The 25,655-nt window shown below is 33.6% G+C and carries 22 protein-coding genes; 19 read left to right on the top strand and 3 right to left on the bottom strand.

What is annotated here, in order from left to right; translation table 11 throughout:
• Positions 1–38: 38 nt before the first annotated feature.
• Positions 39–359 carry a hypothetical protein gene (locus tag NX902_RS03015; RefSeq protein ID WP_018665455.1) on the bottom strand — a complete coding sequence of 107 codons (321 nt, stop codon included), beginning with the start codon at positions 357–359 and terminating at the stop codon, positions 39–41.
• A 679-nt stretch (positions 360–1,038) separates the two neighbouring features.
• On the opposite strand from NX902_RS03015, the gene istA reads away from it, so the two are divergent.
• The 8 genes from istA to ant(6) all read left to right on the top strand — a co-directional run bounded on the left by istA (position 1,039) and on the right by ant(6) (position 8,379).
• Complete coding sequence (istA, locus tag NX902_RS03020) at positions 1,039–2,328, top strand: IS21 family transposase (protein ID WP_061801336.1); 1,290 nt, start codon at positions 1,039–1,041, stop codon at positions 2,326–2,328.
• Positions 2,328–3,086, top strand: a complete 759-nt coding sequence (istB, locus tag NX902_RS03025) for an IS21-like element helper ATPase IstB (RefSeq protein ID WP_061801337.1) — start codon at positions 2,328–2,330, stop codon at positions 3,084–3,086. Before istA ends, istB begins: the two co-directional genes overlap by 1 nt.
• 719 nt (positions 3,087–3,805) lie before the next feature.
• Entirely contained in the window at positions 3,806–4,402 is a 597-nt protein-coding gene (locus NX902_RS03030; RefSeq protein WP_026562326.1) for a TetR/AcrR family transcriptional regulator, read from the top strand.
• 62 nt (positions 4,403–4,464) lie between these two features.
• A complete protein-coding gene (locus NX902_RS03035; protein ID WP_026562327.1) occupies positions 4,465–5,139 on the top strand; it encodes a YqeB family protein in 675 nt (224 codons plus the stop codon).
• A 46-nt stretch (positions 5,140–5,185) separates the two neighbouring features.
• A complete protein-coding gene (locus tag NX902_RS03040) occupies positions 5,186–6,091 on the top strand; it encodes a macrolide 2'-phosphotransferase (protein WP_341160535.1) in 906 nt (301 codons plus the stop codon).
• 117 nt (positions 6,092–6,208) lie between these two features.
• Positions 6,209–6,631, top strand: coding sequence for a VOC family protein (locus NX902_RS03045; RefSeq protein WP_026562329.1), 423 nt, complete (start codon positions 6,209–6,211; stop codon positions 6,629–6,631).
• A 41-nt stretch (positions 6,632–6,672) separates the two neighbouring features.
• Positions 6,673–7,404: a class I SAM-dependent methyltransferase gene (locus tag NX902_RS03050; protein WP_026562330.1), complete on the top strand. Its 732-nt coding sequence runs from the start codon at positions 6,673–6,675 to the stop codon at positions 7,402–7,404.
• Between the two features lie 117 nt (positions 7,405–7,521).
• On the top strand, positions 7,522–8,379 hold the full coding sequence (ant(6), locus tag NX902_RS03055) for an aminoglycoside 6-adenylyltransferase (protein ID WP_026562331.1): 858 nt from the start codon (positions 7,522–7,524) through the stop codon (positions 8,377–8,379).
• Between the two features lie 120 nt (positions 8,380–8,499).
• Here ant(6) and catA read toward each other — a convergent pair whose 3' ends face one another.
• Positions 8,500–9,150, bottom strand: coding sequence for a type A chloramphenicol O-acetyltransferase (catA, locus tag NX902_RS03060; RefSeq protein WP_026562332.1), 651 nt, complete (start codon positions 9,148–9,150; stop codon positions 8,500–8,502).
• A 228-nt stretch (positions 9,151–9,378) separates the two neighbouring features.
• Here catA and NX902_RS03065 point away from each other — a divergent pair, with 228 nt between their 5' ends.
• From NX902_RS03065 to NX902_RS03115, 10 genes are all read left to right on the top strand, one after another.
• Entirely contained in the window at positions 9,379–10,326 is a 948-nt protein-coding gene (locus tag NX902_RS03065; RefSeq protein ID WP_018665431.1) for an aminoglycoside phosphotransferase family protein, read from the top strand.
• Between the two features lie 40 nt (positions 10,327–10,366).
• Entirely contained in the window at positions 10,367–11,053 is a 687-nt protein-coding gene (locus NX902_RS03070) for a class I SAM-dependent methyltransferase (RefSeq protein WP_018665430.1), read from the top strand.
• 40 nt (positions 11,054–11,093) lie between these two features.
• Positions 11,094–11,927, top strand: a complete 834-nt coding sequence (locus NX902_RS03075; protein WP_018665429.1) for a nucleotidyltransferase domain-containing protein — start codon at positions 11,094–11,096, stop codon at positions 11,925–11,927.
• Between the two features lie 530 nt (positions 11,928–12,457).
• The gene (locus NX902_RS03085; RefSeq protein ID WP_018665427.1) at positions 12,458–13,357 is read left to right on the top strand and encodes a putative RNA methyltransferase; all 900 of its coding nucleotides are present in this window, start codon (positions 12,458–12,460) and stop codon (positions 13,355–13,357) included.
• 69 nt (positions 13,358–13,426) lie between these two features.
• Complete coding sequence (locus NX902_RS03090) at positions 13,427–13,759, top strand: hypothetical protein (protein WP_163187727.1); 333 nt, start codon at positions 13,427–13,429, stop codon at positions 13,757–13,759.
• A gap of 115 nt (positions 13,760–13,874) precedes the next feature.
• Positions 13,875–14,609 carry a hypothetical protein gene (locus NX902_RS03095; protein WP_341160536.1) on the top strand — a complete coding sequence of 245 codons (735 nt, stop codon included), beginning with the start codon at positions 13,875–13,877 and terminating at the stop codon, positions 14,607–14,609.
• Between the two features lie 125 nt (positions 14,610–14,734).
• The gene (locus tag NX902_RS03100; protein ID WP_034333178.1) at positions 14,735–16,624 is read left to right on the top strand and encodes an ATP-dependent nuclease; all 1,890 of its coding nucleotides are present in this window, start codon (positions 14,735–14,737) and stop codon (positions 16,622–16,624) included.
• A complete protein-coding gene (locus NX902_RS03105) occupies positions 16,617–18,443 on the top strand; it encodes an ATP-dependent helicase (protein ID WP_232230208.1) in 1,827 nt (608 codons plus the stop codon). The genes NX902_RS03100 and NX902_RS03105 overlap by 8 nt, the downstream gene beginning before the upstream one ends.
• A gap of 109 nt (positions 18,444–18,552) precedes the next feature.
• Entirely contained in the window at positions 18,553–19,743 is a 1,191-nt protein-coding gene (locus NX902_RS03110) for a hypothetical protein (RefSeq protein WP_198025768.1), read from the top strand.
• Between the two features lie 59 nt (positions 19,744–19,802).
• The gene (locus tag NX902_RS03115) at positions 19,803–22,049 is read left to right on the top strand and encodes a protein kinase domain-containing protein (protein ID WP_163187729.1); all 2,247 of its coding nucleotides are present in this window, start codon (positions 19,803–19,805) and stop codon (positions 22,047–22,049) included.
• Between the two features lie 1,233 nt (positions 22,050–23,282).
• Here NX902_RS03115 and NX902_RS03120 read toward each other — a convergent pair.
• Positions 23,283–24,176 (bottom strand): LysR family transcriptional regulator, encoded by an 894-nt coding sequence (locus NX902_RS03120; RefSeq protein WP_123258844.1) that lies wholly within the window; start codon positions 24,174–24,176, stop codon positions 23,283–23,285.
• Positions 24,177–24,269: 93 nt separating this feature from the next.
• On the opposite strand from NX902_RS03120, the gene NX902_RS03125 reads away from it, so the two are divergent.
• On the top strand, positions 24,270–25,457 hold the full coding sequence (locus NX902_RS03125) for an MFS transporter (protein ID WP_123258845.1): 1,188 nt from the start codon (positions 24,270–24,272) through the stop codon (positions 25,455–25,457).
• Positions 25,458–25,655: the final 198 nt, after the last annotated feature.

Raw genomic sequence — 25,655 nt, forward strand, 5'->3', positions numbered from 1 at the left:
GTCTTTTATTTCCTTTCGTATTCAATGTCACCGATAATCTATTTTTCTTCTGCTAAAGTTTTCAAATCCTTAAACTTTTTCAGAGTCAAAAGCTCTGTATTGTGAGACTTTAATATCTCATGTAAGGCTTCCTCTGGCGAAACAACCCTCCCATAATCTTTTTCTCCTTGCCATTGTGTACCGTAAATGAGTACATACCTGCCATCTTTTAGCTTAGTGATACCCAAATGCCTTCCTACTCCACCATTTGTCCAATTGTGACCATCCCAATAATCAAGGATTTCATTGTATTTAACCCTTGTTACTACTTTGGAATGGAATTCGTCTTCGAACACATTGATTCGATATAAAGTTGTCATATTCACATCATTCCTTTCATTTTTTATTCATTATCATCATATCGTGTTGAGATTTATATCAATACTAAAAAAAGTTCGAGCTGGTTCTAGCTCAAAGAGTTTGACTGTAAATTTGATATTATTTGCTTGGTATGGGGAGCCTGTTCCTTATCCGAAGGTTTTTCCGGTATTTTTCCCGGCAGACCTTCGGTTTTTTTGTGTAAAATTCGTTGGGGTTCCAATTGTAGTCCAATCCCATTTTCAATCAAAATTCAATCCGAATCCAATCGTTTTTTTAATTCTATATTCCTCCAATCCTTTGTTCAGCAAGGGTTTAGTCCAACTCAAGTTCTTTTTCAGTTGGTTTCCTCACGCTATTGAATCGGTATCCTTTCTAGTGTTTTTTTCACACGTTTTAAATCAAATGGCCCCTCACCATCTACTCCGTATTTATTCGAAAAGGAACGAAATTTTTTTATAAAAATCATTGCGAAATCGGTACAATTTTGGGCGAAAATCGGGAAAAAGGCGGGAACGTAATTATTCTATAACAGAAAATGGAAGGTAATGTGAAGGGGGCGTGAGCCCTTGGGAGAGAAGGGCTTGAGTAGAAATGCTATTTTAAATATGTACAATAATGCTTGGATAAATATGTACAAATTTGCTTTCATTTTACATACTAGTCTTGAGGTGACTAGTCATGTATATATCATTAAATGTCGATGTTAATTTTGAGATTAATAGTCTTTCAGACTTACCAAAATTCAAACAAATAATGGAGCATATGAAAATGAAAATTAATAAGAGTAAATTGGCTGAAGAACTTGGAGTAGATCGACGAACAGTTGAGAAATATCTAAATGGTTTTGTCCCCAAGAGGACAAGAAAAAAGTCCTCAAAAATTGATGAATATTATGAAGTGATCGCTGCTCTTTTATCTGAGGATTCTAAACAGGTGTTTTATTATCGGCGGGTGCTTTGGCAGTACTTAAAGGATAATCACGGTTTAGACTGTGGTGCTTCGACCTTTCGAGCCTATATCGCTCGAATACCTGAATTTAATGCTTACTTTGTGGAGGACAAACGTATTGCTTCTCCGAAGGGGACGGTTCGCTATGAAACTCCGCCAGGTAAACAAGCTCAATTAGATTGGAAGGAAAATATTCAATATGAAACAAAAGATGGCGAGCAGGTCGAGATCAATGTAGCTGCGCTTATTCTATCTACTTCAAGATTGCGAGTATTCCACTTGAGTATTTCCAAGTCACAAAGTACGCTGTTTTCCTTTCTAACAGAAGCTTTTGAAACGTTTGGCGGTGTTCCTGAGGAACTCCTTACGGATAATATGAAAACAGTGATGGATGAAGCAAGAACGGAACATTATCCGGGTAAAGTGAATGCAAAGTTTGAGCAATTCGCAAAAGACTTTGGCTTTAAAGTGAAAGCCTGTATCGCTGGCAGACCAAGGACAAAGGGAAAAGTCGAAACGACAATGAAATTGTTAGACGAAATTCATGCCTATCAAGGACAATTCTCTTTAGAGGAACTGCATCAATTTATACAAGAGTTAGCCAACAGAGTGAATCACCAGATTCACCAAGGGACAGGAAGAATACCAATGATTGAATATAAAAAAGAAAGGAACCACTTACTCCAGCTACCAACTGATAAAGTAAGAGATTCCTATCGCATTAAGCACACACAAGTAAAAGTCAATGCATCCAACATGATCTCCTACAAATCAAACCAGTATTCCGTACCACCAGAATATCAAGGAAAGAAAGTAGGTTTACAAGTGTATGATAACAACTTATGGATTTATTATAACATGAAACTTATTGCACAGCATCCAATCAGCAAAGCGAAGCTAAATTATCAGGAAGCACATTATAAAGCAGGTTTGGCTGTTTCAGCCCCTTACTATAACTATCCGGAAATCGATGATTTGGCAAAGAAAAATCTAGCAACGATTGGAGAAGTGTATAAATAATGAATCTATCCACTAATTATCAACAATTATTAAGAAACCTAGAGTATCTAAAGCTGAAGCAAATGACTCTACATTTAAATGAAGTAATTGATTTCGGAGTCCAGAACCAGCTGTCATTTATTGATACGTTAATCAAGTTAACCAACTATGAAATTGATGTGCGAGAACAAAATATGACGCAGTCGATGGTAAAGGTGGCTGCATTTCCACATATGAAAGAAATAAAAGATTTTGATTTCACTTTCCAAACCTCAGTCAATCAGCAACAGATTCAAGATTTTCTAACCTTTCGCTTTATTGAAGAGAACGAGAATATTGTTTTCTTAGGACCAAGTGGTGTTGGCAAAACACACTTGGCCACCGCCATAGGGATTGCGGCAGCAAAGAAAAGAACAAGTACCTATTTCATTAAATGCCATGATTTAATTCAGAATTTAAGACGAGCACGATTGGAGAACCGCTTAGAAACTCGTCTAAAACATTATACAAAATATAAACTATTAATCATTGATGAGATTGGTTATTTGCCAATTGATCAAGAAGATGCGAAATTATTTTTCCAACTGATTGACATGCGATATGAAAAGCGCAGTACGATCTTAACAACGAACGTAAACTTTAAGGCATGGGATGAAGTATTTCAGGAGCCTAAGCTGGCAAATGCCATCTTAGATCGCATCTTACACCATGCGAAGGTTGTGACAATGGTGGGAAATTCCTATCGTTTAAAGGATCATTTAGTGCAAGAAAACGAGTGATTTTGTACATCCTTAAACGAGCGAAAATGTACATATTTGTGTTGACATTTATACTTGAGGGTGATGTGAGGAAGGAGGGGTGTGGGAAGGTTAATTATTCGATTGGGGACATAGTAGATGGACTTGGATTTTCATAAATGAGGTAAATGGAGATAGGGATTGTTTGTACCTGATGTTCAAAGTAATTGATAATGGGGATACTAACTAAAGAAATAAATGGACGGAGAAAAAAGAAACCCCCTCCTAAATTACTTAGGAAGATTTGTTTGATGGATCACACTGTATGTAATGCGTACTAGCACAACTATATAGTTGCTACTTTCTACTTCCCCATGCTAAATAGTTGGTATCCGAACGGCAAAGGTATCGGGAAGGAGCAGCGGGCAACCCATATGTATTCAATCCTTAAACAATTAGTTGTTTTCATCACAAATCAATCAAAATTCAGGCTAGATTCCATTAGCGGGTCCAGTTTTGTTTCTGTTGTTCAATAATTATATAATCCTTTGTCCAATAAGGATCCAATCATCTAAACTGCTTTTCTTTTCGTTTAAAATTCCTAATAAATAAAACCCAGAAGTCCTGCTCCATTAATTATGGAAGCATATTTGACAATAATAAAAGATGCAAGTAAAATAAAACGTATAATCAATATTTTGATTGTACAATCAATATTTTATTTGGATAAGTAATATGATTTAAAGGAGATGTTTTTAAAAATGGGTGAATCTTTTATTGCGGAAGCACGAAGAGAGCAGATTATTCAATCTTGTATTGACACACTTGAAGAAGTTGGTTATACAAAAGTGAGTTTAACTAAAATTGCCAAAAAGGCAAAGGTGAGCACAGGTTTAATTTCTTATCATTTTTCCGACAAGATGGATTTAATTAATCAAACTTTACTGTACTTGTTAGAAAAAAAATTGGATTTTATTAGTGGAAAAGTGGTTCAAGAGGAAACACCTACTTCGCAATTAACTGCATATATTGAAGCGTGTTTGGCTTATCAAGTGGCTAACTTTAAATATAATATCGCATTAATTGAGATTGTCTTTAATGTTGAAAATGAAGAAGGAATTCCATTCTATAGAGCTGACAATGGGGAAGAAGACGAAGATCCAATATATACATTGCTCAAAGAGATTCTATTAGATGGGCAACAAAAGAAGGAGTTTTCTAATCAGTTTGATGTTGAAATGATCTGTGTCCTGATTCAAGGAGCAATTGAGGAAAGTATGCTTAAACATAATAAAACCTTTAGTTTTGAGAAATATAAAAATGAATTAATTAAAATGGTGTTAAAAATAGTCATATAGCACTAATTTAGGAAATAGAATCATCTATTAAAAAAAATAGAATGAAGGAGTAAAAAAATAATATGAAAGATACATCCACAATTGGTATGGGTTTCTTGGAAAAGCTCTTTGCTGTTTTATTTCCTATTGTGTTAGGAACGATTGGTTGGTTTCTTCCAAGATTATTGGATTTCATCATAAAAATTCCGCTTTTTAATGATTCAAAGGTCATTGTACTCTTGGAGTCACTTGACCCTTTTTGGACTTCTATTGTCTTGATGATTATAGGTGCGATTATAGGGGTTCTTTTGTCATTAACAGTCTATAGTGAAGCCTTGAAAGTGAGTATTAGTGATACAGAAATTTTGATTAATAAAGATGATAAAGAAAATAGAATTAACAGTTCAGACGTAAAAGAAATCTTTATGGAGGATCAAACAGTTATCATTACAGGTAATAAAGGACAAGAATTATTGAGAGAAAAGACAGACATAAAAAAAGGAATCATACGAGAAAAATTCCTGAATCATCACTATCCTTGGAGTGAACAGGATTCATATGCCGATCAATATAAACTCTGGACGCTTGAAGATCGCACGGTTGGAGAAAATGTCTATGCCATCTTATATGAACGTAGGAATGCAATTAGAGAAGGAGATAAGAAAAAAATAAAACATTTAAGAATGGACTTAAATGAACTTGGAATAGTTGTGAAAGATGAGGGAGAGGTTCAATATATACGTAATATTCATAACTAATATTGTCTCTATTATTTCAAAAAATATGATTTGGATGTGATGAGTAATGAGTAAAACAAAAAAGGAAGTATTGGAAATTGCAGAAAAACATGGTCTCCAATTGATAGAGGACTTTTTTGTTTTTAATGAATCTGGATTAGACTTTCAGGTGGTATTTGCTAAGGATCAGGAAGGAAAAGAATGGGTGCTGCGTATTCCGAGGCGGTTTGATGTATTCCCTAGAACAAAGGCAGAAAAAACAGCACTGGACTTAATAAACAAGTATGCTAGTTTTGAAGCTCCTGATTGGGGAATTTACACAGAAGAGCTGATAGCGTATAAAAAGTTAAATGGAGTTCCAGCAGGAACCATTGATCCTGAAGCTAAAAGATATGTTTTTGAAATTGATGAAAATAATATACCGAAATGTTTTTATCAGACGCTTGGAAAAGTATTGGCTACACTTCATAGCATTCCAAGGGAGAAAGCATCTGAAGCAGGTGTTATAGTTCAAACACCAGAGGAAGTAAAACAAATCATGAACAATCGTATGGATGCGGTTAAGGAAAAATTTGGTGTGGGAGAGCCGTTATGGAATAGATGGCAGACGTGGTTGAATGATGAAGAAATATGGCCAAAAGAAACCGGACTGATTCATGGAGATTTGCACCCAGGACATATCCTCGTTGAAAGTTCAGGAAATGTAACGGGGTTAATTGATTGGACAGAAGCAAAGGTAGCTGATATTTCCACTGATTTCGTTGGCCATTACAGAGTATTTGGTGAAGAAGGTCTTGATACACTTATCAAGGCTTACAAAGAAGCTGGAGGGTATCATTGGCCTAAGATGAGGGAACATATTATTGAATTAAATGCTGCTTACCCTGTTGGAATTGCCGAATTTGCCTTAATATCTGGGATGGATGAATATATTCAGATGGCAAATAAAGAATTAGGTTTAGCTGGAATGTAATTTGAAATTACATTAAGTAGCGGGTAGTGGACGCAGGGACATGGGGACAGGACTCGGATTAGTTATTGCCAAAAGTTTAATGGTAAAAATGAATATGAAGATGAGGTGTCATTAATTATGAAACCAAGAATCACAGTAATCACATTAGGTGTAGATGATTTGGAAAAAGCATTAGAATTCTACCGTGATGGATTGGGACTACCCACAGAAGGTATTGTAGGTAAAGAATTTGAGCATGGAGCAGTAGCCTTTTTTGAACTACAATCAGGTTTGAAACTTGCTATTTGGAAACGAGAAGATATTGCATATGAGGCAAAAGTTACACAGGCTCCAGCAAGTCCTACTGAATTTACAATTGGTCACAATGTAAATAGTAAAGAAGAAGTAGATAAGGTATTAGAACAAGCCGAAAAAGCGGGTGCAACAATAACGGACCCTGCACACAACACTTTTTGGGGTGGATATTCCGGTCACTTTCAGGACCCGGATGGGCATTTGTGGGAAGTAGTCTGGAACCCAGCTTGGGAGATAGAGGAATAGACATGTGTTAAGGAAAGAGTATTATAGGGGATGTTTAAATTATGAAACAAAACAAATATGATGATGCTGTGTTTTTTTCTGAATATGAAAAAATGCCAAGATCAGTTAAAGGGCTTGAAGGTGCAGGAGAATGGCCGGTTTTAAAATCCTTATTTCCAGAGTTGAAAAATAAGAGTGTACTTGACTTGGGGTGCGGATTCGGTTGGCATTGTCGATACGCACGTGAACACCAAGCAAGTTCGGTAATTGGAGTAGATATATCCGAAAAAATGCTTGAAACAGCCCGTGAAAAAACAGATGATCCTTTAATTACGTATATTAAAATGCCAATTGAAGACATCAATTTTTCGGACGCACAATTTGACGTAGTGATCAGTTCTTTAGCTTTTCACTATATTAAATCGTTTGATACTATTTGCGAAAAAGTTTATCAATATTTAAAACCTGGAGGTTCTTTTATTTTTTCCGTGGAACATCCGATTTTTACTTCTCGGGACGAACAAGATTGGTATTATGATGATCAAGGAAATCGCCTTCATTGGCCAGTGGATAATTACCAATCAGAAGAAGTACGTAATACAACTTTTCTAACCGAGAATGTGATCAAATATCACCGTACAATTTCTACTTATATTAATGATTTAATTCATATAGGTTTTAAAATAAAAGCGGTTAAGGAACCTATGGCTACGGAAGAAATGGTAAGGAATGATCCAGGGATGAAAGATGAAAACAGAAGACCCATGTTTTTAATCATTTCAGTAGAAAAGTAATAGTAATAGTTTGCTAAATAAAAAGTACACAAATAGAAATCTGAGAACAGTAATTTTCTGAGATTTCTTCGTATACGGCACATAAACTACTTTTCAACAAATTGGAGGATTAATACAATGAGAAGTGAACAAGAAATGAAGAATTTGCTCATTAGTTTTGCTAAGAACGATAATCGAATTCGCTTGGTAACTTTGGAAGGTTCACGTGCAAACAAAAACATTCCCCGTGATTCATTGCAGGATTATGATATTTCTTATTTTGTAACAGATATGGATTCCTTCAAAAAGAATGATGAATGGCTGAATGTTTTTGGGAAACGTTTGATAATGCAAAAACCGGAAGACATGGAGCTTTTTCCGCCGGAGTTAGGGCATTGGTTTTCCTACCTTATGCTATTTGAAGATGGCAATAGAATTGACTTAACACTTATTCCGATAAACGAAGTAGATGATTACTTTTCTAATAGTGATGGGCTAGTAGAAGTCCTACTTGATAAGGGTGGTCTTGTCAAAAATAAAGTGGTCGCAAATGATCGGAAGTATTGGATTAAAAAGCCCACAGCAAGAGAATTTGATGATTGCTGCAATGAATTTTGGTGGGTTTCTACATATGTAGTAAAGGGATTGGCTAGAAAAGAAATTCTATTTACAATTGACCATTTGAACGAGATAGTACGGCCTAATCTGTTAAGAATGATGTCTTGGCAAATAGGATTAGAGCGAGGGTTTACCTTTAGTGTGGGGAAAAACTATAAATTTATTGAACAGTATTTACCGAAAGATGATTGGGAAACATTACTCACAACTTATTCTGAGAGTAGCTACTCAAACATGTGGAAGTCTTTATTTACTTGTTATGAGTTATTTAGAAAATACTCTAAATCTGTGGCAGAAAGTCTTGGATATAAGTATCCAGATTATGACGAGGCCATCACGAAGTATACGCAAAACATTTATCAGTCATTGAATGAGTAATAAAGGTCAAATATAGGTGAGCTAATCAGAACTAGGTAAAGATAGGGTTTGAATATAATTAAGAAAAGGAGTCACCAAAGCAACTCCTTAACTAAATTTATTAAGCTACATCATCAATACTTATGAGAGCCAATCAAGGCAGTTATTAGAAAGTTGCTGTAGTTCCTCTATAAAAATACTAGCATGAAATCCATCACAAACCGCATGATGTACCTGTAAAGAAATAGGCAATAATATTTTATCTTCCTGATTACAGTATTTTCCGCCAGTAATTATTGGTAATAAGTAGTTATGATTATTATTTACGTTTAGGTTGAAGCCAGTAAAACTAACCCATGGAATACTAGATATAGGAAAGGAATTCTCTGGTACATTTTCTTTTATGAAAAATCCTTTAACCTCTGAATATTGTTTCATATCGTCTTGAAAGTTTTTATAGAAGACAGGAAATTCATCAGAGAATTCGGTCCATATGCTTGAGAATGATTTGTTATCATTATGGAAGATTGTATAGCTAGGCAACAAACTTTCCCAATAACCCAGAGTACCATCATCTTTTAAGCAAGTTCTAAATTCTTTATGAGAATTTACTATTCTAGTGACCATGTAAATAAAGGATGGATATAGCTTTATCCCTTTGTTCCTGAGCTGTTCCAATAACGTTGTAATATCTATATTTGCTGTAATACTAAATGTGCACTTCTGATTTAAGTAATGCTCGAAATACGGCAATCTATCCCATTTTTCTTTTTCAATTAGATTAAATTTCATTTGATTAGCCTCCTAAAAATGTGTTTTTGATTTTTAGGAGGCTAACTTGTCTGCTTTCACCAATACCCTCACCTCATAAATAATGCTTTAAATAAGATACTAAATCATTTGAAATTCATATTCAACCATTCTAATACGCATATGTATGGCTTTTTACAATAATTAAAGGGCAACCTCGAATTGTGTTATACTTTTTCCGTGTTGTAAGTTTTTACTGGAGGGGCTAGGATGAATCAAGTAAAAAGTATATTAAAAGACTTTTATGACATAGAGATTAATGTTGTGTCGCCTCAGCAGGGTGGTTGGGCATCCCTCGCATATAAAGTGTCAAATAAAAATCAAAGCTATTTTTTGAAGGTATATGAAAAAAGCAGAGCTTCCACACCGAAGTTGACTGCTCTGATTGATCAATATGTTCCAATCTTGGTATGGCTTATAAAGAATAGCAATTTAAAAGGGAAAATCTCCGTTCCTATGATGACAAGTGAAAGAAAATATAAATGTGAAGATGAGTATGGGATTTATTTGCTTTATGAATATATTGAGGGGGAAACGATTGGGGATCGAGATTTAACAGAGAATCAGGTTTATCAGCTTTCAAAGATCATAACAGAGCTTCATTCATATAGTGATAACATTCCAATTGGGACTGATGCTTTTATAGAAGATTTTGAGGTTCCATTTTTACCGATGTTGAGACAAACATTGCAAAAAGGGAGAAATGATTTTCCGTCTGAGGTATGGGAATTGATCCATTCCTACATTCTACAATTAAATGATCTGATTTATACACTTGAGGAGCATTCACAGAACTTGAAAAACTCAAAATTAAGAATGGCCTTATGTCATACAGATTTACACAATTGGAATTTAATGCAGTCGGGACAAGAGCTAATATTAATTGATTGGGAAGGATTGAAACTAGCCCCGCCTGAAGCTGACTTGATGTTCTTAGATGATAAACCCTACTTTAATGAATTTTTAAGAATCTATCGGAAAACTCATCAAAACTTTTCAATTAATCCTGAAGCAATGACCTTTTATAAGGGAAAGAGACGATTGGAAGATATATGGGAATTTATGGAACAACTTTTATATGATAAACAAGGGGAACAAGAAAGAGTTATAACGATGAACTATTTACAGGAAGAGTTGAATGAAATAAATAAATGGTAAGGTAAATCTATCCCATTGTTGAATAGGAGGGGGTGAACATATGAGTATTACAGGATCACAGTTTGATAAAGTGGCTGAAGAGTATGACTTTGTAACTAATCTTCTGAATGACAATACCTTTTTTATTGCTAATATGCCAATAGAAAAAGGGAGAGCATTAGATATTGGATGTGGGACGGGAATATTAGTCTATGAATTATCCAATTACTTTAGCGAGGTAGTTGGTATTGATATATCGGAAGGGATGCTTGAGTTTGCCAACAAGAAGCGTCAGTGTTCGAATATTTCATACTTGAAGATGGATGCAGAAAATCTTAGTTTGGGGTATAAGTTTGCTTATATCGTAAGCAGGACGACTTTCCATCATTTGAGGGATATATCAATTGTAATTAATCAAATGAAAGAATTGCTGTACGAAGGTGGGAAAATTGTTATTCTTGATAATGTGTCTAAGGTTGAAACCCCACCAACGTACGTTTACATATTAGGAGCAATCCAAGAATTTCTTCCTAACTGTTTCAAATTCGGTGTGAAAAATGCTGTGAGAGTATTCAAGTATAACACTTCAAAGTCGTGGCTCGAACATTTAGCATCTGACAAGTACCTTTCAGAACAGAAATACTATGAGATATATGGAAAATTATTGCCTAATTGTACCTTTCGTAGAATGAATTGGGCAATGGGGATTATTTGGGAAAAACCGATTGTTTCGATGATAACTGAGTGAATGTTATTAACCATAGGATAAAAATAGGAGTTGAAAATTGTTGAGCGTAGAAAACATTTTACAAGAAATTAACAATGAATTAAAAGATGTCCCGGGCATTGTTGGAGTGGTATTAGGAGGATCAAGATCAAGAGGTACGAATCACCCAACTTCCGATATAGATATTGGAATATATTATGATACATCGGCAGGGTTTGATGTCAGAGGGGTTAGTGAAGCTGCTACTAGATTGGATGATGACCATAGAGAAAATCTAGTTACATCTTTAGGTGAGTGGGGTGCCTGGATAAATGGTGGTGGTTGGATTGTCGTTCAAGGGTACCATGTAGATTTGATTTTTCGGGATATAAAAAGGGTATCTCAAGTAATTGATGATTGTTTACAGGGCAAGGTTTCTACTCATTATCATACAGGACATCCACATGCCTATCTAAATGTTATGTATATGGGGGAAATCTCCATTTGTAAAATATTGTATGAATGTACCAATCAAATTTCAGATTTAAAAGCTAAGACTAGCCCTTATCCAAAATCATTAAAGGATGCCATAATCGGCTATTTCATGTTTGAAGCATCTTTTTCTTTGATGTTTGCGAAGGACAATGTGGATAAGGATGATATTACATATGTTACGGGGCACTGCTTCCGAACTATTTCATGTTTAAATCAAGTATTATTTGCTTTGAATGATGAATACTGTATCAATGAGAAAAAAGCTGTCCGAATGATTGAGAGCTTTAATCAGAAACCCAATAATTATAAGAAAAACATCGACCAGATTGTTACATTAATTTCTTCCGATTCAGATCATACGAGTGAAGCGGTTAAAATGTTGCATGACCTTGTGTCGGAAACGGAAAAGATACTAAAATAAATATCAAGTTGAAGGTAAATAACCGTCTCTAATTGTAAAAGCACTATTTATCTTTGACTTTTTGTAAAAGAGAACCTATAATAATCACTATACTTTTAAACGTTAAGGAGGATTATTAAAAAATGACACATTTTATGAGACTACGATTCCCAACTTTGAACCAGTAATTGAATACGTTCAAAGGCTCTGTTTGTGTATGCAGAGTAAACGGGATTAGTCTGTCCTTTTTTAATAATCTTCATTTCATAGTTATTCACCACATCCAGCAATTTATTTCCCCCAATCAACTTATGGGTGGATCCTTATTGCCTGTTTATGTGTGGAAAATATGTAATGTAAGGAAAGGCGACTTATTTGCCTTTCTTTATTTTTGTCTAATTTAACCTTTCGTTGTTTAGATCAAGGGCAGGTTTTATTTGCTGACGGCTTTTAATAGCTCCCCCTAATAGAATAAGGATGGGTCTCTTTCCCTTTACTCTCAAATCACAGGCAGATGCTTGTGATTTTTTTATTTGAAAGGAAGAGAAACCATGATTAATAAAGAAAAAAGTGCTGAATTAGTTAATAAATATGTTCATGTATTTAGTTGTCCGCTTTGTAAAAGTCCAATGAAGGTCACTCATTTAAAGAGCCTAGTCTGCCTGAATAATCATACGTTTGATTTTGCGAAACAAGGCTATGTAAACATGATGACTCATTCTACAAATAGCCATTATGCCAAGGAATTATTTAAAGCACGACAAAAAGTCATTATGGAAAATAACCTTTTTGCCCTCCTACACAAGGAAATTTCAGAAATTATCATTGAAAATATGGATGCTTTAAAGGGTGAAATTATAATTTTTGATGCAGGGTGTGGAGAAGGATCACATTTACAAAGGATCTTAGATGAATGTAAGAATGAAACAATTGCAGGAATTGGTTTAGATATTTCAAAAGAGGGCATACGAATGGCGGCACGCAATTACAAAAAGTCCATTTGGCTTGTCGGTGATTTAGCAAATTCACCATTACAGGATCAATCATGCCATATCATTTTGAATATCCTATCACCTGCAAATTATAAGGAATTCCAAAGGATCTTAGTACCTAATGGTCTCATTATTAAAGTTGTTCCTCGTTCAAATTATTTAAAAGAACTACGAGAAGCACGATTCGATGAGAAAGATAAAACGTCTTATAAAAATGATGAAACGGTATCTCTTTTTAAACAGCATTTTCATCTTATGGACACTTTCGAAATTAGTTATACCAAGGGACTAAATGTAAAAGATTTAACAAATTTAACTCAAATGTCGCCACTTTCCTGGAATATGAGCAAGGACGATATGGAACAAATTATAAATCGTGGAATTTCCAGGATTACCATTGACTTAGATATTTTGGTAGGAATAAATAAGTCAAATAATACTAATGAACGGCCAAATTAGACTCGAAAAAGTGTAATGGGTGTCCCATAGCTGTACCATTTTCTATACGAATTGGTATACAACGTGCAAATGAGTAGCTATTCTTATGATTATTGGGGAAGAGATGAAGATACTAAGGAAGTTGTCACTTCACCTGCCTACCAGCATGGAGTAGTGGGGGAAGTTACAATCAGCGTTGTTAGAACTGTGGATATGCTGCTGGATTTTGAAGATTCAAGTGAGTTTGACTCCGTTGAAATTATTTCTAGTGATTTTGAGGAAAGATATTATCGCTCTTGTTTTGAAGATGACTATGATGATATTCCAAATGCTTACGGCATGTGCCCGGATTGTGCGAAAAAAATCAACGTAGAGAATGATGGTGGCAATGGCTTTTGTGCAGACTGTGCACCTAATCATTAAAATTCTCATGAAATAATTTAATATTGAGTAATACCAGTAAAATTGAAATTGTGGATTTATGATTTGGTAAACAGTTTTCTGAGATTAATAGACTTAAATTTAGAAGGAGAAAATAATGAAAAGTGAAATTACCGAAGCAGCAGAAAAATTACTAAGGGGTTTCAAAGAAATCGTAGAAATAAGAGACGTATCAAAACACATTGCAATTCCACTAATTACATTAACTGGTATTAATGAGGCGATTGAGGCAATTGAGGAATTTTTATATAATAATAATCCACAAGAAAATGACTGGGAGGGATTTGATACATTATTATCAAAGCTGGTCGTTAGACATGCTGGAGAAATAAATGTGCCAGATGAATTTAGCGTATCACCAGAAATAAAGAAGTCCTTAAAAGGAAAATCTGGAGAGCATTTTGTTGCAGGGGAACTTTTTAGAAGAAATACTATTGTCGCTTTACCACCTCAAAACACTCCATTGTTCGATTTAATTGTTACAAGTCCGAATGGCATGAAAACTTGTATGGTTCAAGTAAAAACCTCATTTTACGACAACACATACGGTGTTGTATGGGAATTAAATGAAAATTTCACTCGACACACGAGTAGAGACGATCTATTTGTTGTATTAGTAGATGCTAGAAAACAGCCGGAATATTTTGTTTTTGCCTATAATGACTTGGTTGATTTAGTAAATAAAATACTTGAACTAACATCTATGAAAAGTAAGAGAACTGGTAGTCGAATATTTATTTCATATGCAGATACATTTGAATTAAGTATCGCAGAGGTGTTCTACAGTAAAAAGAGCTTAGATTGGGATGTTTTACTGAACTATTTAAAATAGACCAAGAGTACCATTTACTACCCTGATTTCGTTTGGAAATCAGGGCTTTTTAATGAAATATTTAGTTATTCCAATATTTTCTATTATATACTAATAGTAGAAGAATAGAGAAAAGAGGAGCATATATGTATATTTCCGAAGTTAAAATTTTAAACTATAGAAGTTTTGAGCAATTTAATGTTAGTTTGAATGATGGCCTATCAATTATTATAGGGGAAAATAACGTAGGAAAATCAAACTTCTTAGAGGCTCTAAGTCTTATCTTTAATAGTAATTATTCTATTAGGAAAAGAACGCTACTACAGGAAGACTTCTGGAACGGTTTAATCATCAGAGATGTTTGGCCAGAGGTTGTAATTGAAGCAACTTTAAAGGGGATTGATACAGAAAATGAACTTGCAATTACCAGTAGATGGTTAACTAGAAAACCAGGAGAAGGTAGACTAACTTACAAATTTAGACCGAAGGCTAATATATCAGTGAAACCTCCAACTAGAGCTATATCTATTGAAAAGATTCAGCTTCCATTAAATGAATATGAGTGGGTAATATACGGTGGAGAACGTGAAACGCTAGATACCTTTGATTTTAATATGCTATCGAAGTTTGGGATTGAGTATGTAGGAGCACTTAGAGATGCAACAACAGAACTTAAAAAGTCATCTGGACAGTTGCAACGGATTCTTAGAAATTTTGATATTAAAGAAGCAGAGCTTAAAAAAATTGCAGATAAGATTGATGAGCTTAATAGACAAATAACTAAAGGGAAGGAAATTCAAAAGGTCCAAAGTGATATTAATAGATACCTAGGACGAATAACCGGCATATCAAGTCAAACAGTAAAAATACAAATGGGAGAAAGTGATTATGATTCTCTATTGAAAGATTTGAGGGTGTTAATTGGAACAAATGAGGATAATGTCCACTCTGTTGAAATGAACGGATTAGGATATAACAACTTACTTTATATCAGTCTTTTGCTTACACAATACACTGCTATAAAAGAAAAAAGAATACAAAACCACGATTATATGTATCCTATTCTAATTGTGGAGGAGCCTGAAGCACATTTACATAGTCACTTGCAAAAATTTTTGGCAAACTATTTATTTGAACAAAAGGTAGCTGGACAAGTCATAATGACTTCTCATTCTACCCACGTTAGCTCCCATTCAAGTTTAGATAGCTTAATAATATTTTATAAGGTTGAAGGGGAGACGATTTCTAATCGTGTAGGGTCCATTTTTGACTTGAAGGTAAAAGAACACCGTCAATATAAACGATATTTAGAAAGATGGTTGGATGCCACAAAATCAGATATTTTCTTTGGACGAAAGGTACTTTTGGTAGAAGGAATTGCCGAAAGACTTCTAATGCCCAAATTCTTTTCTATGTTATATAAAGAAAAAATAGTTATTAACGGTGAGGAAGTAGAACGTGGAAAGACTCTTGAGGGCGAGGGGATTTCAATTATTTCAGTTGACGGAGTTGCTTTTCGCCCATTTTTACAGTTGTTTGGACAGAATGGATTGAATATTAAATGTGCAGTTTTGACCGATAGTGATCCGGCGGCAATACCTGTTAAAGACAACGAAGGAAATGACATAATTTTAGGTAATAATAAGATTTTAAAAGAAGAGGCTTATCCGTCAAAAATGGGGGAAATTGAAAGCTGTCAAAGAACTCTTAACCTATTAAATGATTTCCATTCTACTCCAAATGTCTATATTTCTAATAATATAAAAACATTTGAATATGACTTATTACTTGAAAAAAATACCTCTTTCTTTTCAGAACTTATTCAAGAGAATAAATTGGGAACGCAAGAAAATCGAGAAAGAATTCTTTTACTTAAAGGGAAGGATTTCGCTAGAGATTGCTACAATCTAATTTCTAAAGAAAAAGGGGAGTTTGCTCAATTAGTATTAGATAAATTAAACGAGGGTAAAAGGTTAAATATCCCTTCATATATCAAACAAGCGTTTGACTTTTTATTAGAGGAAGAAGGTGAATAAAGAATTGACTGATAATGATAATTTCCGTAAAAGTATTGCAATTGCACCGTTAACTCAATCTGTTGTAGTTCAAGCGGGACCTGGAAGTGGAAAAACTACATTATTGATTCAAAGATTGAAACATATTATCGAAAAACGTCCTATGTCTTTCTCAGGTATTGCATGTATTACCTATACCAATGCTGCAAAGGATGAAATCATTGGTCGTTTACAAAAAGAAGGAGTGCAGTTACCAGCAGGACTTTTTATAGGAACCATTCATTCTTTTTTATTAGATTTTGTGATAAAGCCGTATTCACATTTTGCGAGAAAGGACCGTACATCTTATAAACTGGCTCCACCTGGTTTTGCAAGGGGTTACAAAACCGAGATAAGAAACATATTGAATAGCCCTAATTATTTCATTGATGAATCCACCTTGGCGGCGTTTGAAAGTTTAGGAAGAGATGAAAATGGATTTCCTTGCTGCTTTAAAGAAAAGATTTCTCCAGAGGCGACTAGAAAGTGGAAGGACTTTATTAAGGAAAAAGGATACATTGATCAACAAGATGTTATATTTTTATCTTATCTAATACTTAATAAGTATGAACATATAAGGAAGGCAATTAGTTCAAGGTTTCCCTTTATTTTAGTGGATGAGTTTCAGGATGTAACATCATATCAGGATAAAGTGTTCTCCATGTTAGTCCGTTCAGTATTCTTTTTCGTCGGAGATAAAAACCAATCTATTTTTAGTTTTACCGGTGCAAAACCTGAATTTTTTCAATCTAGGATTAAAGATAAAAAATTCTTGAATTACAGGTTAACTAATAATTTTCGTAGTACAAAGCATATTGTAAAGTTTACCAACCGTAAAACTAATGTTCAACAAGAGGAAGCTGGTGACAATGCAGCCAGTAACCAAAAAGTATTATTTATAAAAAATATTGAGGAACTTTCTGAGGTTATACCATTATTTCACTCTATACGTAAAAAAGTAAGATGTGATGAAAAGTATAATCCCTACATGATATTAGCAAGAAAGAATGAGTATTTATCCAATATATCTCACTTAATACACAAACAAAATGTTGAAATTAATCCGTTTCTTAAAAAACTAAGCAAAGAACACTATCGTCGCTTTAAAATATTACAAAACATTTTATTGGCCATTTCCCATAAAAAAGAAAATCAATTTGAAGATTCAGTCGAAAAAATGGCAGAAGCACTTAGTTATCTTATTTTTAATGAACATCCAAGTTTTGTGTCTTTAGCAGAGATCGGATACAACAAATTCATGTGGAGGAAATTACAAATATTTACGTTGCATTTTTTGATTGGCCTAAATCTAAAGGAAACCTCAGTAGAATCACTGTTTATACAATTAAAAGAATTCCTATCTGAACAATCGAAAAAATTATTTGGAAAATCAATCGGTAATAAACTTAGAATGCTTAGTTACGATTGGAAAAATCAAGTGAGGGCTTCTAAGAAAACTACTGTTTCAGATTTATTAGAGGATACAGGTAACTATGACAATAGTTCAGATTTTCAAAGTCATGTGTTTAATATACATACAGCAAAGGGACAAGAGGCAGAGTGTGTTTTAGTTATAGCTGAATCAGAAACTCAATTGCTAGAGTGGCTGGGAGATAATAATGATTCTGAAGAGGCACGTGTAGGTTATGTAGCATTTTCAAGAGCGAGAAAACTATTGTGTGTCTGGGCACCTTCTATTAAAGAGGAAAACTATAAATACCTCGAACAAAATATAGAATTCGTAGATAAGTCGTACTACGATAGCAATCTAGTAATAGATGAAGAGTTAATTATTTCTTAAAAAATCTATATGTACTCTTCATAGATTAGATGGCCTGTTATTTATTCTCTAAAATGTTAATAAGACAAATCAAATTGGACTTTGGTGGAGTATCCTTGGGGGTGATTAGTTGGTGGACTTAAAATATATGACTCAGGATGAAAGAGAGAAACTTTACGATGAAGTATGGAATAAACCACTTGCTGAAATAGCAGGAAAATATAAGGTTTCAGAAGCCACAATGCGAAAGCATTTAAAGAGGCTGATGATTCCATTACCGCCGAGGGGGTATTGGCAGAGAATAAGAAATGGTGAATCAGAAGAAAGAATTGATTTGCCACCAGTATATGGGACTTTAAAGAAATATATTAGAAACTATGTTATAAAACATAGAACTGATATTGATTCATTATCAGATGCAGAACTAACTTCTAAAGAAGAGCTACATTTATTGAGAGATGAAACAAAAAAACTCATTATTGAAAAATGTACCAACATTGAAATTGGTCATCAACTTAGAAACCCGCACCAATTAATTTCAAAACACAAAGAAGAAACACAAAATAGAGTGAAAAAAGGCAGGAAAATAAAAGGAACTCAAAAAAATATAGACCAGACAAGTAAAATTATTGAAAACGATGCTATCTTGCCTATCCATGTTTCTCGACCCAATCTTAATAGGGCTTATAGAATCCTAGATACCATAATAAAAACCCTAGATGATATGGAAGGAAAAGTAAGGGTTGAAACGAAAGAAAATCGGGACATTGCTTATTTTTTCATTATATATACAGCTTTTCAATTTGAATTAGATGAAAAGGGTAGTAACTTAATTTTAAAAATAACCGCAAATGACTGGATGAGCTTTACAAATAAAAGTAAGGTAAATACTGAATTTAAAGATATGACAGAACTTCCTTTAGAAAAGCAAGTTGGTAAGATTATTTATCAGATGTTTGTGATTGCGAATAACTTTTTTGCTGATTACAAAATGGAAGAGCGAAGTGACCAAAGAGAGCAAGATGAAAGAGAAAGACAGAGAAGACTAGAACAAATGCGAAAAGGTGAGTTAGAGGAAATCAAGCAACTAAGCCAGGCTGTTGACGATTGGGATAAGGCAAGAAAAATTAGAGAATTCGCAGATGATATGGAATTAAATGTTCAAGAAATAAACGATATAGCAAAAAAAGAGAAACTATTAAATTGGGTAAAATGGGCGAGAAGTAAGGCGGACTGGATAGATCCACTGCTTGAGAAAGAAGATGATTTGTTAGGGAAAAAGGTAAGTTTTTTTGATCAAATTGTAGAGGAAAAGGAGTGATTAAGCCTTAATATAAACAATATTTATTAAACTTAATAAATTTTGAAGGGAAAAACAGAATGGGAAAAAAGTGGAGATATATTAATGACCGATATGTATATAAACCAAAATTAAAATTAGGTCAAGGTGGAAACGCTACTGTTTACATTGCTAGGATTGCAAAAGAAAAAGAAAGTAAGGAATTTGCTCTGAAAATTTTAGATGATTCACCAAATAATTTCAGTGAGAAAATTGAAAGATTTAAAATAGAAACAGAGCTAGTTATGAGTATCCAAAATGAAATAAATGGAGTAATTCCTATTTATGATTTTAATTTCAAAGAAAATGAAAGTGAAAAGTTTTGGTATATCATGCCTCTAGCCACCCCAATTAACGAACATTTTACTTATGATACAAGCATTGATGAAAAGGTAAAGTGTATCATTGAAATATCAAGAGTAATGACTCAATTACATAGAAAAGATATTGTTCATAGAGATATTAAGCCAAGCAATATTTATTTTTATGATAACAGCTACGCATTGAGTGACTTTGGTTTGGTTGATTATCCAGAAAAAAGCGATTTAACAAGAATAGGAGAACCAATTGGTGCAAAAGCAACAATAGCACCAGAAATGAAAATAGACGCTATTAATGCAGATGGGAAAAAAGCAGATGTTTATTCTTTAGCTAAGACCCTATGGATGTTACTTGTTGGAAAAGATTATGCTTTTGAAGGTACATATAACCCAGAGAGTGAACTAATGGGTTTAAGAAAATTTTATAAAAGTATGCACCTTGTAGAGCTTGAACAATTATTAATTGATTCAACATTGGATAATCCTTATCTAAGGCCATCAATAGAAGAATTTTCACAAAGATTAATAGGGTGGTCTAATATATACAATGATTTTAAAAGGAGCAATCTTAGTCAGTGGAGGTATATTCAGGAAAGATTGTTTGTAAAGGCTATACCAAAAATTGCTGCTTGGGATGATATTGATGACATAATTACTGTTTTGAACCTATTGGGAAGTATGCCTAATTTGAATCATATGTTTATTCCTTCTGGTGGTGGTCAAGATTTGGATAATGCTGAAAGGGCAACTGAAGTAGGGTGTATAAGGCTAAAATGTGGTGGTGGATATTATATTATTAAGCCTAAAAGATTAATAGTTGAGAGTATTGATAAGGATTTTATGTGGAGTTACTTTCGGTTAGAGCTCGATAACTTGAATCCTATTTTTAGCACTGACGATAATCAAATGAGGGAACTTCTAACGGAGGATTTACCTGGACACTATATTTCTTGGAAGAATGGTAATTACGGGTATTATGACGATGGAAGTAAGTTGCCGGGTGGTTACAATCTAGTTGACCGTTTTCTTCAGGGATCATTTGTATTCTTTTCAAAGGCATCTGTTTACAATGATATTGCAGGTACCTATGATGCAAGACATAACAAGATGGATGCAGAAAAATATAGAGCATATATAGAGCAAATGAAGAAAGACTATACGGGTATTGACTTTGATCATTTTTATTCAAAATACAACCAAGATACTTTGAGAGAAGAAATCCAACAATCAAATAATCAAGATGAGATAGATTTTATAAATTACGAACGTGTCATTGAGTTTGTAAACAAAAATTACAAGACATGGGATTTTTCAAGTATTTGTGGAAGGTTTCAAGGTTCCCCAAATGAAAATGTAGTTTTTTCTCTACAATTTAATTTTACTGTATCTGATTTTTTTTCTCCCACTCTCTATATATCAGAGAAAGGGAATATTGAAGAAGATCAAAAAAAACTCTATCTTTACACTTATACTTCAGATGATAGGTTTATTTTTGGGAAGTTTGAAGACGCAGTATGTGCAATTAAGGAAATGGAGTCGTATATTCAGTATGAATGTGAACAAAAAGGACTATTGTGGGAAGAGAATATCATTTACTTTTCAATAAAATTGCATAAGATTAAATCTCCAGCACACTTATTTACAAAAACGGAATTAGAGGCTGAACTAAGGAATGGTGATGATTCAAAACATAATACTCTTGTTATTGATTCGAATGGTTATTTTAAGTTAGTAGAAGATGATGAATACATTAAACAACGTTATCCAGTAAGACATGAATCTTTTAATGCTTATAATAATTATGTTGGTCAATATTCTTCATTAAATCATTTAGACGACACTTATCTATCTTCATTACAAGGTTGGCTAAGATATTTGAAAACGGGTAAAAGTCAGTATATTTCCTATATCTCTGAAAATTCGAATGAAGTGGAACTAATTAATTCAATAAAAGAATATATGGAGTAAAGTATTCACAACAAAATCTTTTCTCTCCTATGTAACCCAATATTAAACTCTTCCGAACCAAAAAAAACATTTCCGATTCAGGCTCGATTACAGTGAAAATAAACATTTCCGATTTTCGACTCTGACTCAATATCATCCCGGTTTTTCCTCATTAGGAACCCGGGCTTTTTTCTGTTATAATTCAATAGGAAATCAATAAAAATTCAATAGTTTTATCCTAACTTAATCCTGTTTGAACCCTTACCAATTCAGGCTTTTTTCAATATTTCACTCAGGTATTTATTCAATAAGAGACCGAAGGTCTCATTCAATCTTTTCTCAATGCTTTTTCTTATTTCCCTTATTCTTTTTCTCCTTTTCTCCTTCTTCCAAAATCGGAGGACTTTATTTTAACTCTCGAAAAAAGGTGAAAAAAATGAGGAAAAACAGGCGGAAAAACGGTCATATTTGAATCGAAAATGGTCCAAAATAGGGGTTCAGTCGGAAATCTTTATTATAACTCGAACGGAAGAATGCGGATTTGAGGAGCGGGATTTCGGAAGGGTTTATTTGGGGTATACATGAATATTGTCTAATTAATAAAATCTCTTGCTCGTGAAAATAAAGATTTGCTGATACGACCTTGTTTTCGTTATAAATATTTTTGCGAATCAGGGTCTATTCATGCTTTAAACTCTTGCAATTACTAGATTCTCGTTTTTTCTTATTTTATTATAACTCTAAAAAAGGTGTAAAAGCAGGCGTGCTAGAGGGTAGAAAGTACTTATTTCTGAAAGAAAAACATCAAAAATGTGGGGGATAAGATTCCCATTGTTACACTTATCTTTTCTTTAGTTACAAATTTATCTAAATTCAATTGTACCTCAACATTAGGTTTTTACTCTTAACTCCAAATATAACTTAATGTCTTTTCATTACTATGTACAATCAAATTAAACTTCTGCATTTTAAAACGGGAAGAGCAGCGGGCAGTTACGGTTTGTATCTAATGCTTATCTGCCTGTATATTCATAAAAATTCGGGCTGGATCCAATAGTGATTCAGTATTTTTTATGCTCAATATTCCTCCAATCTCTTATCCTTTCCCTCATCTTTCCATTCCATAAATTCGTAGGATTTTTAATATCTATTCAGTTAGTTTCCTAAGAGTAACACCCTATCCCCAAATTGCCAATGTGTTATAAAGAAGAACTTTATAATACATTGGCAATAGGTCAATTATTTGAATGAAATTTACTTGTTAGTTGTCTTATTAGAGTCGGTGAAGACATTATTAGCAACCTTTAGAAATTCTTTAACAGCCGGGGAGGCCTCAGAGATTGCAGAGCAAGCTAATGAAACTTCGCGGTAATTTGTTAAATTTAGATTTCCTATTTTGATATTTTGTTGTGTTTTTAAAAACAGTTCCGGACCAATTGTAATCCCAAGTCCTTCTTGTACCATATTAGCAATGGTATTGCAATCATGTACTTCAAAACGGATAAAGGGTTTAATTTGTGCTTGTTTAAATAACTCCTCTACATGAGATTGGTACATTCCTGTTGGCATGATAAAAGATTCCTTCTCTATATCGCGTATATCTATTGTGTCCTTGTGAAGGAATTTATGCTCGGCATGAAATGCTACAACCATTTTATCTTTAATGAGAGGTACTAGCTCAAAGTTGGTATTTGATTCCTTTTCTACAACAAACCCGATATCAATAATTCCAGATAGTAACCATTCTGTTATCTCTTCATAAGTACCTTCATAAAACTTAAATTCGATATTAGGGTGTTTTTTTTGAAATTTTACAAGCAATTTTGGTAATAAACAGGAAGAAGCACTCGCAAAGGTACCAATACGAATTGTCCCAGTCTCTATACTTTTTGCTAATGCAATTTCTTGATTAATACTTTCCATTCTATTCAATACTTCTCTTATATGCGGAAGAGTATTTTTTCCTATTTCAGTAAGTGATATTCCTTTTCTGCGGTCACGAATTAATAACGAAACTCCCCATTCGGTTTCTAAACTGGAAATAGCGTGACTTACTGCTGACTGTGTCATATTTAATCTTTTAGCTGCCTTGGTAAAACTCCCTAATTCTATTACTTTAGAAAAAATTTCTAAACGAACAATACTCATGAGTATTTGCTCATCTCCTTTGTCGAAAATATCAATTTTACTTATATTAGCATGACATTTAAAATGAAATCAACTTGTTAAATACTAAAGGAGATGTGCAATTTGAAAAAAAACATTAATCAAGTAATTATTATTCTATTATCTCTAGGAGCTTTTGTAATGGGGACAGCAGAGTTTGTTGTTTCTGGTATATTAGAGATTATATCTTCTGATTTAGGTATATCTATCTCAATAGCAGGACAATTGATAACCGTATATTCATTATCCTATGCGATGGGGGCGTTGGTGTTAGTAGTATTAACGGCAAAATTTGAGCGTAAAAAGATATTATTATATTCTATTATCACGTTTATTATAGGAAATATAGTCGCCTTTTTTAGCTATGATTATTTCTTATTAATTCTTTCTAGGGTCATTAAAGCAATAAGTGGAGGATTATACATAGTCGTTGCGACAAACTATGCCGCTCAAATTGCTATAACAGAAAAAAAGGGGAGTGCCATGGCAACAGTTATCACTGGTTTTACTGTATCATTAGTACTTGGTGTACCCATCGGAACATTTTTAGCTGCTTATCTAAATTGGCGTTATATTTTTCTGATTATTGCTGTCTTTACAGTTTTTCTTTTATTATTACTTTACAAATTATTACCTAGTATAAAGGGAAAGAAGCCTATACCATTTAAACAACAGATTCAAATTATCAAGGATAGACGAGTTATTATGGGGTTAATAACTACTATTTTTTGGATATTGGGGTATACGATGGTATTTGCTTATATTTCTCCGTTATTAAGTAATGGTGCAAACTTTTCCATAGAAATGACTAGCATCGCTTTATTTGTTTTAGGCACTTTTGCTTTTCTAGGTTCACGTTTTGGCGGATATGCCGTTGATAAGTGGGGACCAAATCGAACGATATCCATTAGTTTGTTAGTACATGCAATTTCTTTATTTGTGTTAACAGTTACACAGTATTCAATAATAGGTGTATTTATAACTTTGGCAGTATGGGGTGGAGCGACTTGGACAACAACATCCGCAAAGCAATTTTATTTAATTTCACTAAAACCACAATCATCTGAAACTATACTAAGTTTTAATACAGCTTTAATGAATATTGGGATGATGCTTGGTTCAGCTTTAGGGGGAATCCTTATACAACATACAAATATTATAAATTTAACTTGGATTGGTGGGTTATTTGTAATTCTTGCTTTCATTTTTATCAATTATTCTTTTAACTTAAACAAAGCAAAATTAAGGAAAGTTAGGATATAATAATTAGTTAAAATGCCAATGTATAGTATCTTCTAAGAATTCTACTTGCTGTTTTTTATTGTCTTCTAAAGCTCACTTACAATATAATACTTGATTTTAAACAAAAAGAAGGAGCAGTGGCTGCATGTTAATAAATTACTTAAACTTTTGAATGACAATTCCATCAAAATCCGAGCTAGTCTTAATAAATTAAGCTCT

The sequence above is a fragment of the Niallia sp. FSL W8-0954 genome, assembly GCF_038005605.1.
Classification (GTDB): domain Bacteria; phylum Bacillota; class Bacilli; order Bacillales; family Cytobacillaceae; genus Niallia; species Niallia circulans_A.

Coding starts and splice junctions, on each gene's coding strand:
- NX902_RS03015 (WP_018665455.1), bottom strand. CDS start 359: ATGACAACTTTATATCGAATCAATGTGTTCGAAGACGAATTCCATTCC.
- istA (WP_061801336.1), top strand. CDS start 1,039: ATGTATATATCATTAAATGTCGATGTTAATTTTGAGATTAATAGTCTT.
- istB (WP_061801337.1), top strand. CDS start 2,328: ATGAATCTATCCACTAATTATCAACAATTATTAAGAAACCTAGAGTAT.
- NX902_RS03030 (WP_026562326.1), top strand. CDS start 3,806: ATGGGTGAATCTTTTATTGCGGAAGCACGAAGAGAGCAGATTATTCAA.
- NX902_RS03035 (WP_026562327.1), top strand. CDS start 4,465: ATGAAAGATACATCCACAATTGGTATGGGTTTCTTGGAAAAGCTCTTT.
- NX902_RS03040 (WP_341160535.1), top strand. CDS start 5,186: ATGAGTAAAACAAAAAAGGAAGTATTGGAAATTGCAGAAAAACATGGT.
- NX902_RS03045 (WP_026562329.1), top strand. CDS start 6,209: ATGAAACCAAGAATCACAGTAATCACATTAGGTGTAGATGATTTGGAA.
- NX902_RS03050 (WP_026562330.1), top strand. CDS start 6,673: ATGAAACAAAACAAATATGATGATGCTGTGTTTTTTTCTGAATATGAA.
- catA (WP_026562332.1), bottom strand. CDS start 9,150: ATGAAATTTAATCTAATTGAAAAAGAAAAATGGGATAGATTGCCGTAT.
- NX902_RS03065 (WP_018665431.1), top strand. CDS start 9,379: ATGAATCAAGTAAAAAGTATATTAAAAGACTTTTATGACATAGAGATT.
- NX902_RS03070 (WP_018665430.1), top strand. CDS start 10,367: ATGAGTATTACAGGATCACAGTTTGATAAAGTGGCTGAAGAGTATGAC.
- NX902_RS03085 (WP_018665427.1), top strand. CDS start 12,458: ATGATTAATAAAGAAAAAAGTGCTGAATTAGTTAATAAATATGTTCAT.
- NX902_RS03090 (WP_163187727.1), top strand. CDS start 13,427: ATGAGTAGCTATTCTTATGATTATTGGGGAAGAGATGAAGATACTAAG.
- NX902_RS03095 (WP_341160536.1), top strand. CDS start 13,875: ATGAAAAGTGAAATTACCGAAGCAGCAGAAAAATTACTAAGGGGTTTC.
- NX902_RS03100 (WP_034333178.1), top strand. CDS start 14,735: ATGTATATTTCCGAAGTTAAAATTTTAAACTATAGAAGTTTTGAGCAA.
- NX902_RS03115 (WP_163187729.1), top strand. CDS start 19,803: ATGGGAAAAAAGTGGAGATATATTAATGACCGATATGTATATAAACCA.
- NX902_RS03120 (WP_123258844.1), bottom strand. CDS start 24,176: ATGAGTATTGTTCGTTTAGAAATTTTTTCTAAAGTAATAGAATTAGGG.
- NX902_RS03125 (WP_123258845.1), top strand. CDS start 24,270: ATGTGCAATTTGAAAAAAAACATTAATCAAGTAATTATTATTCTATTA.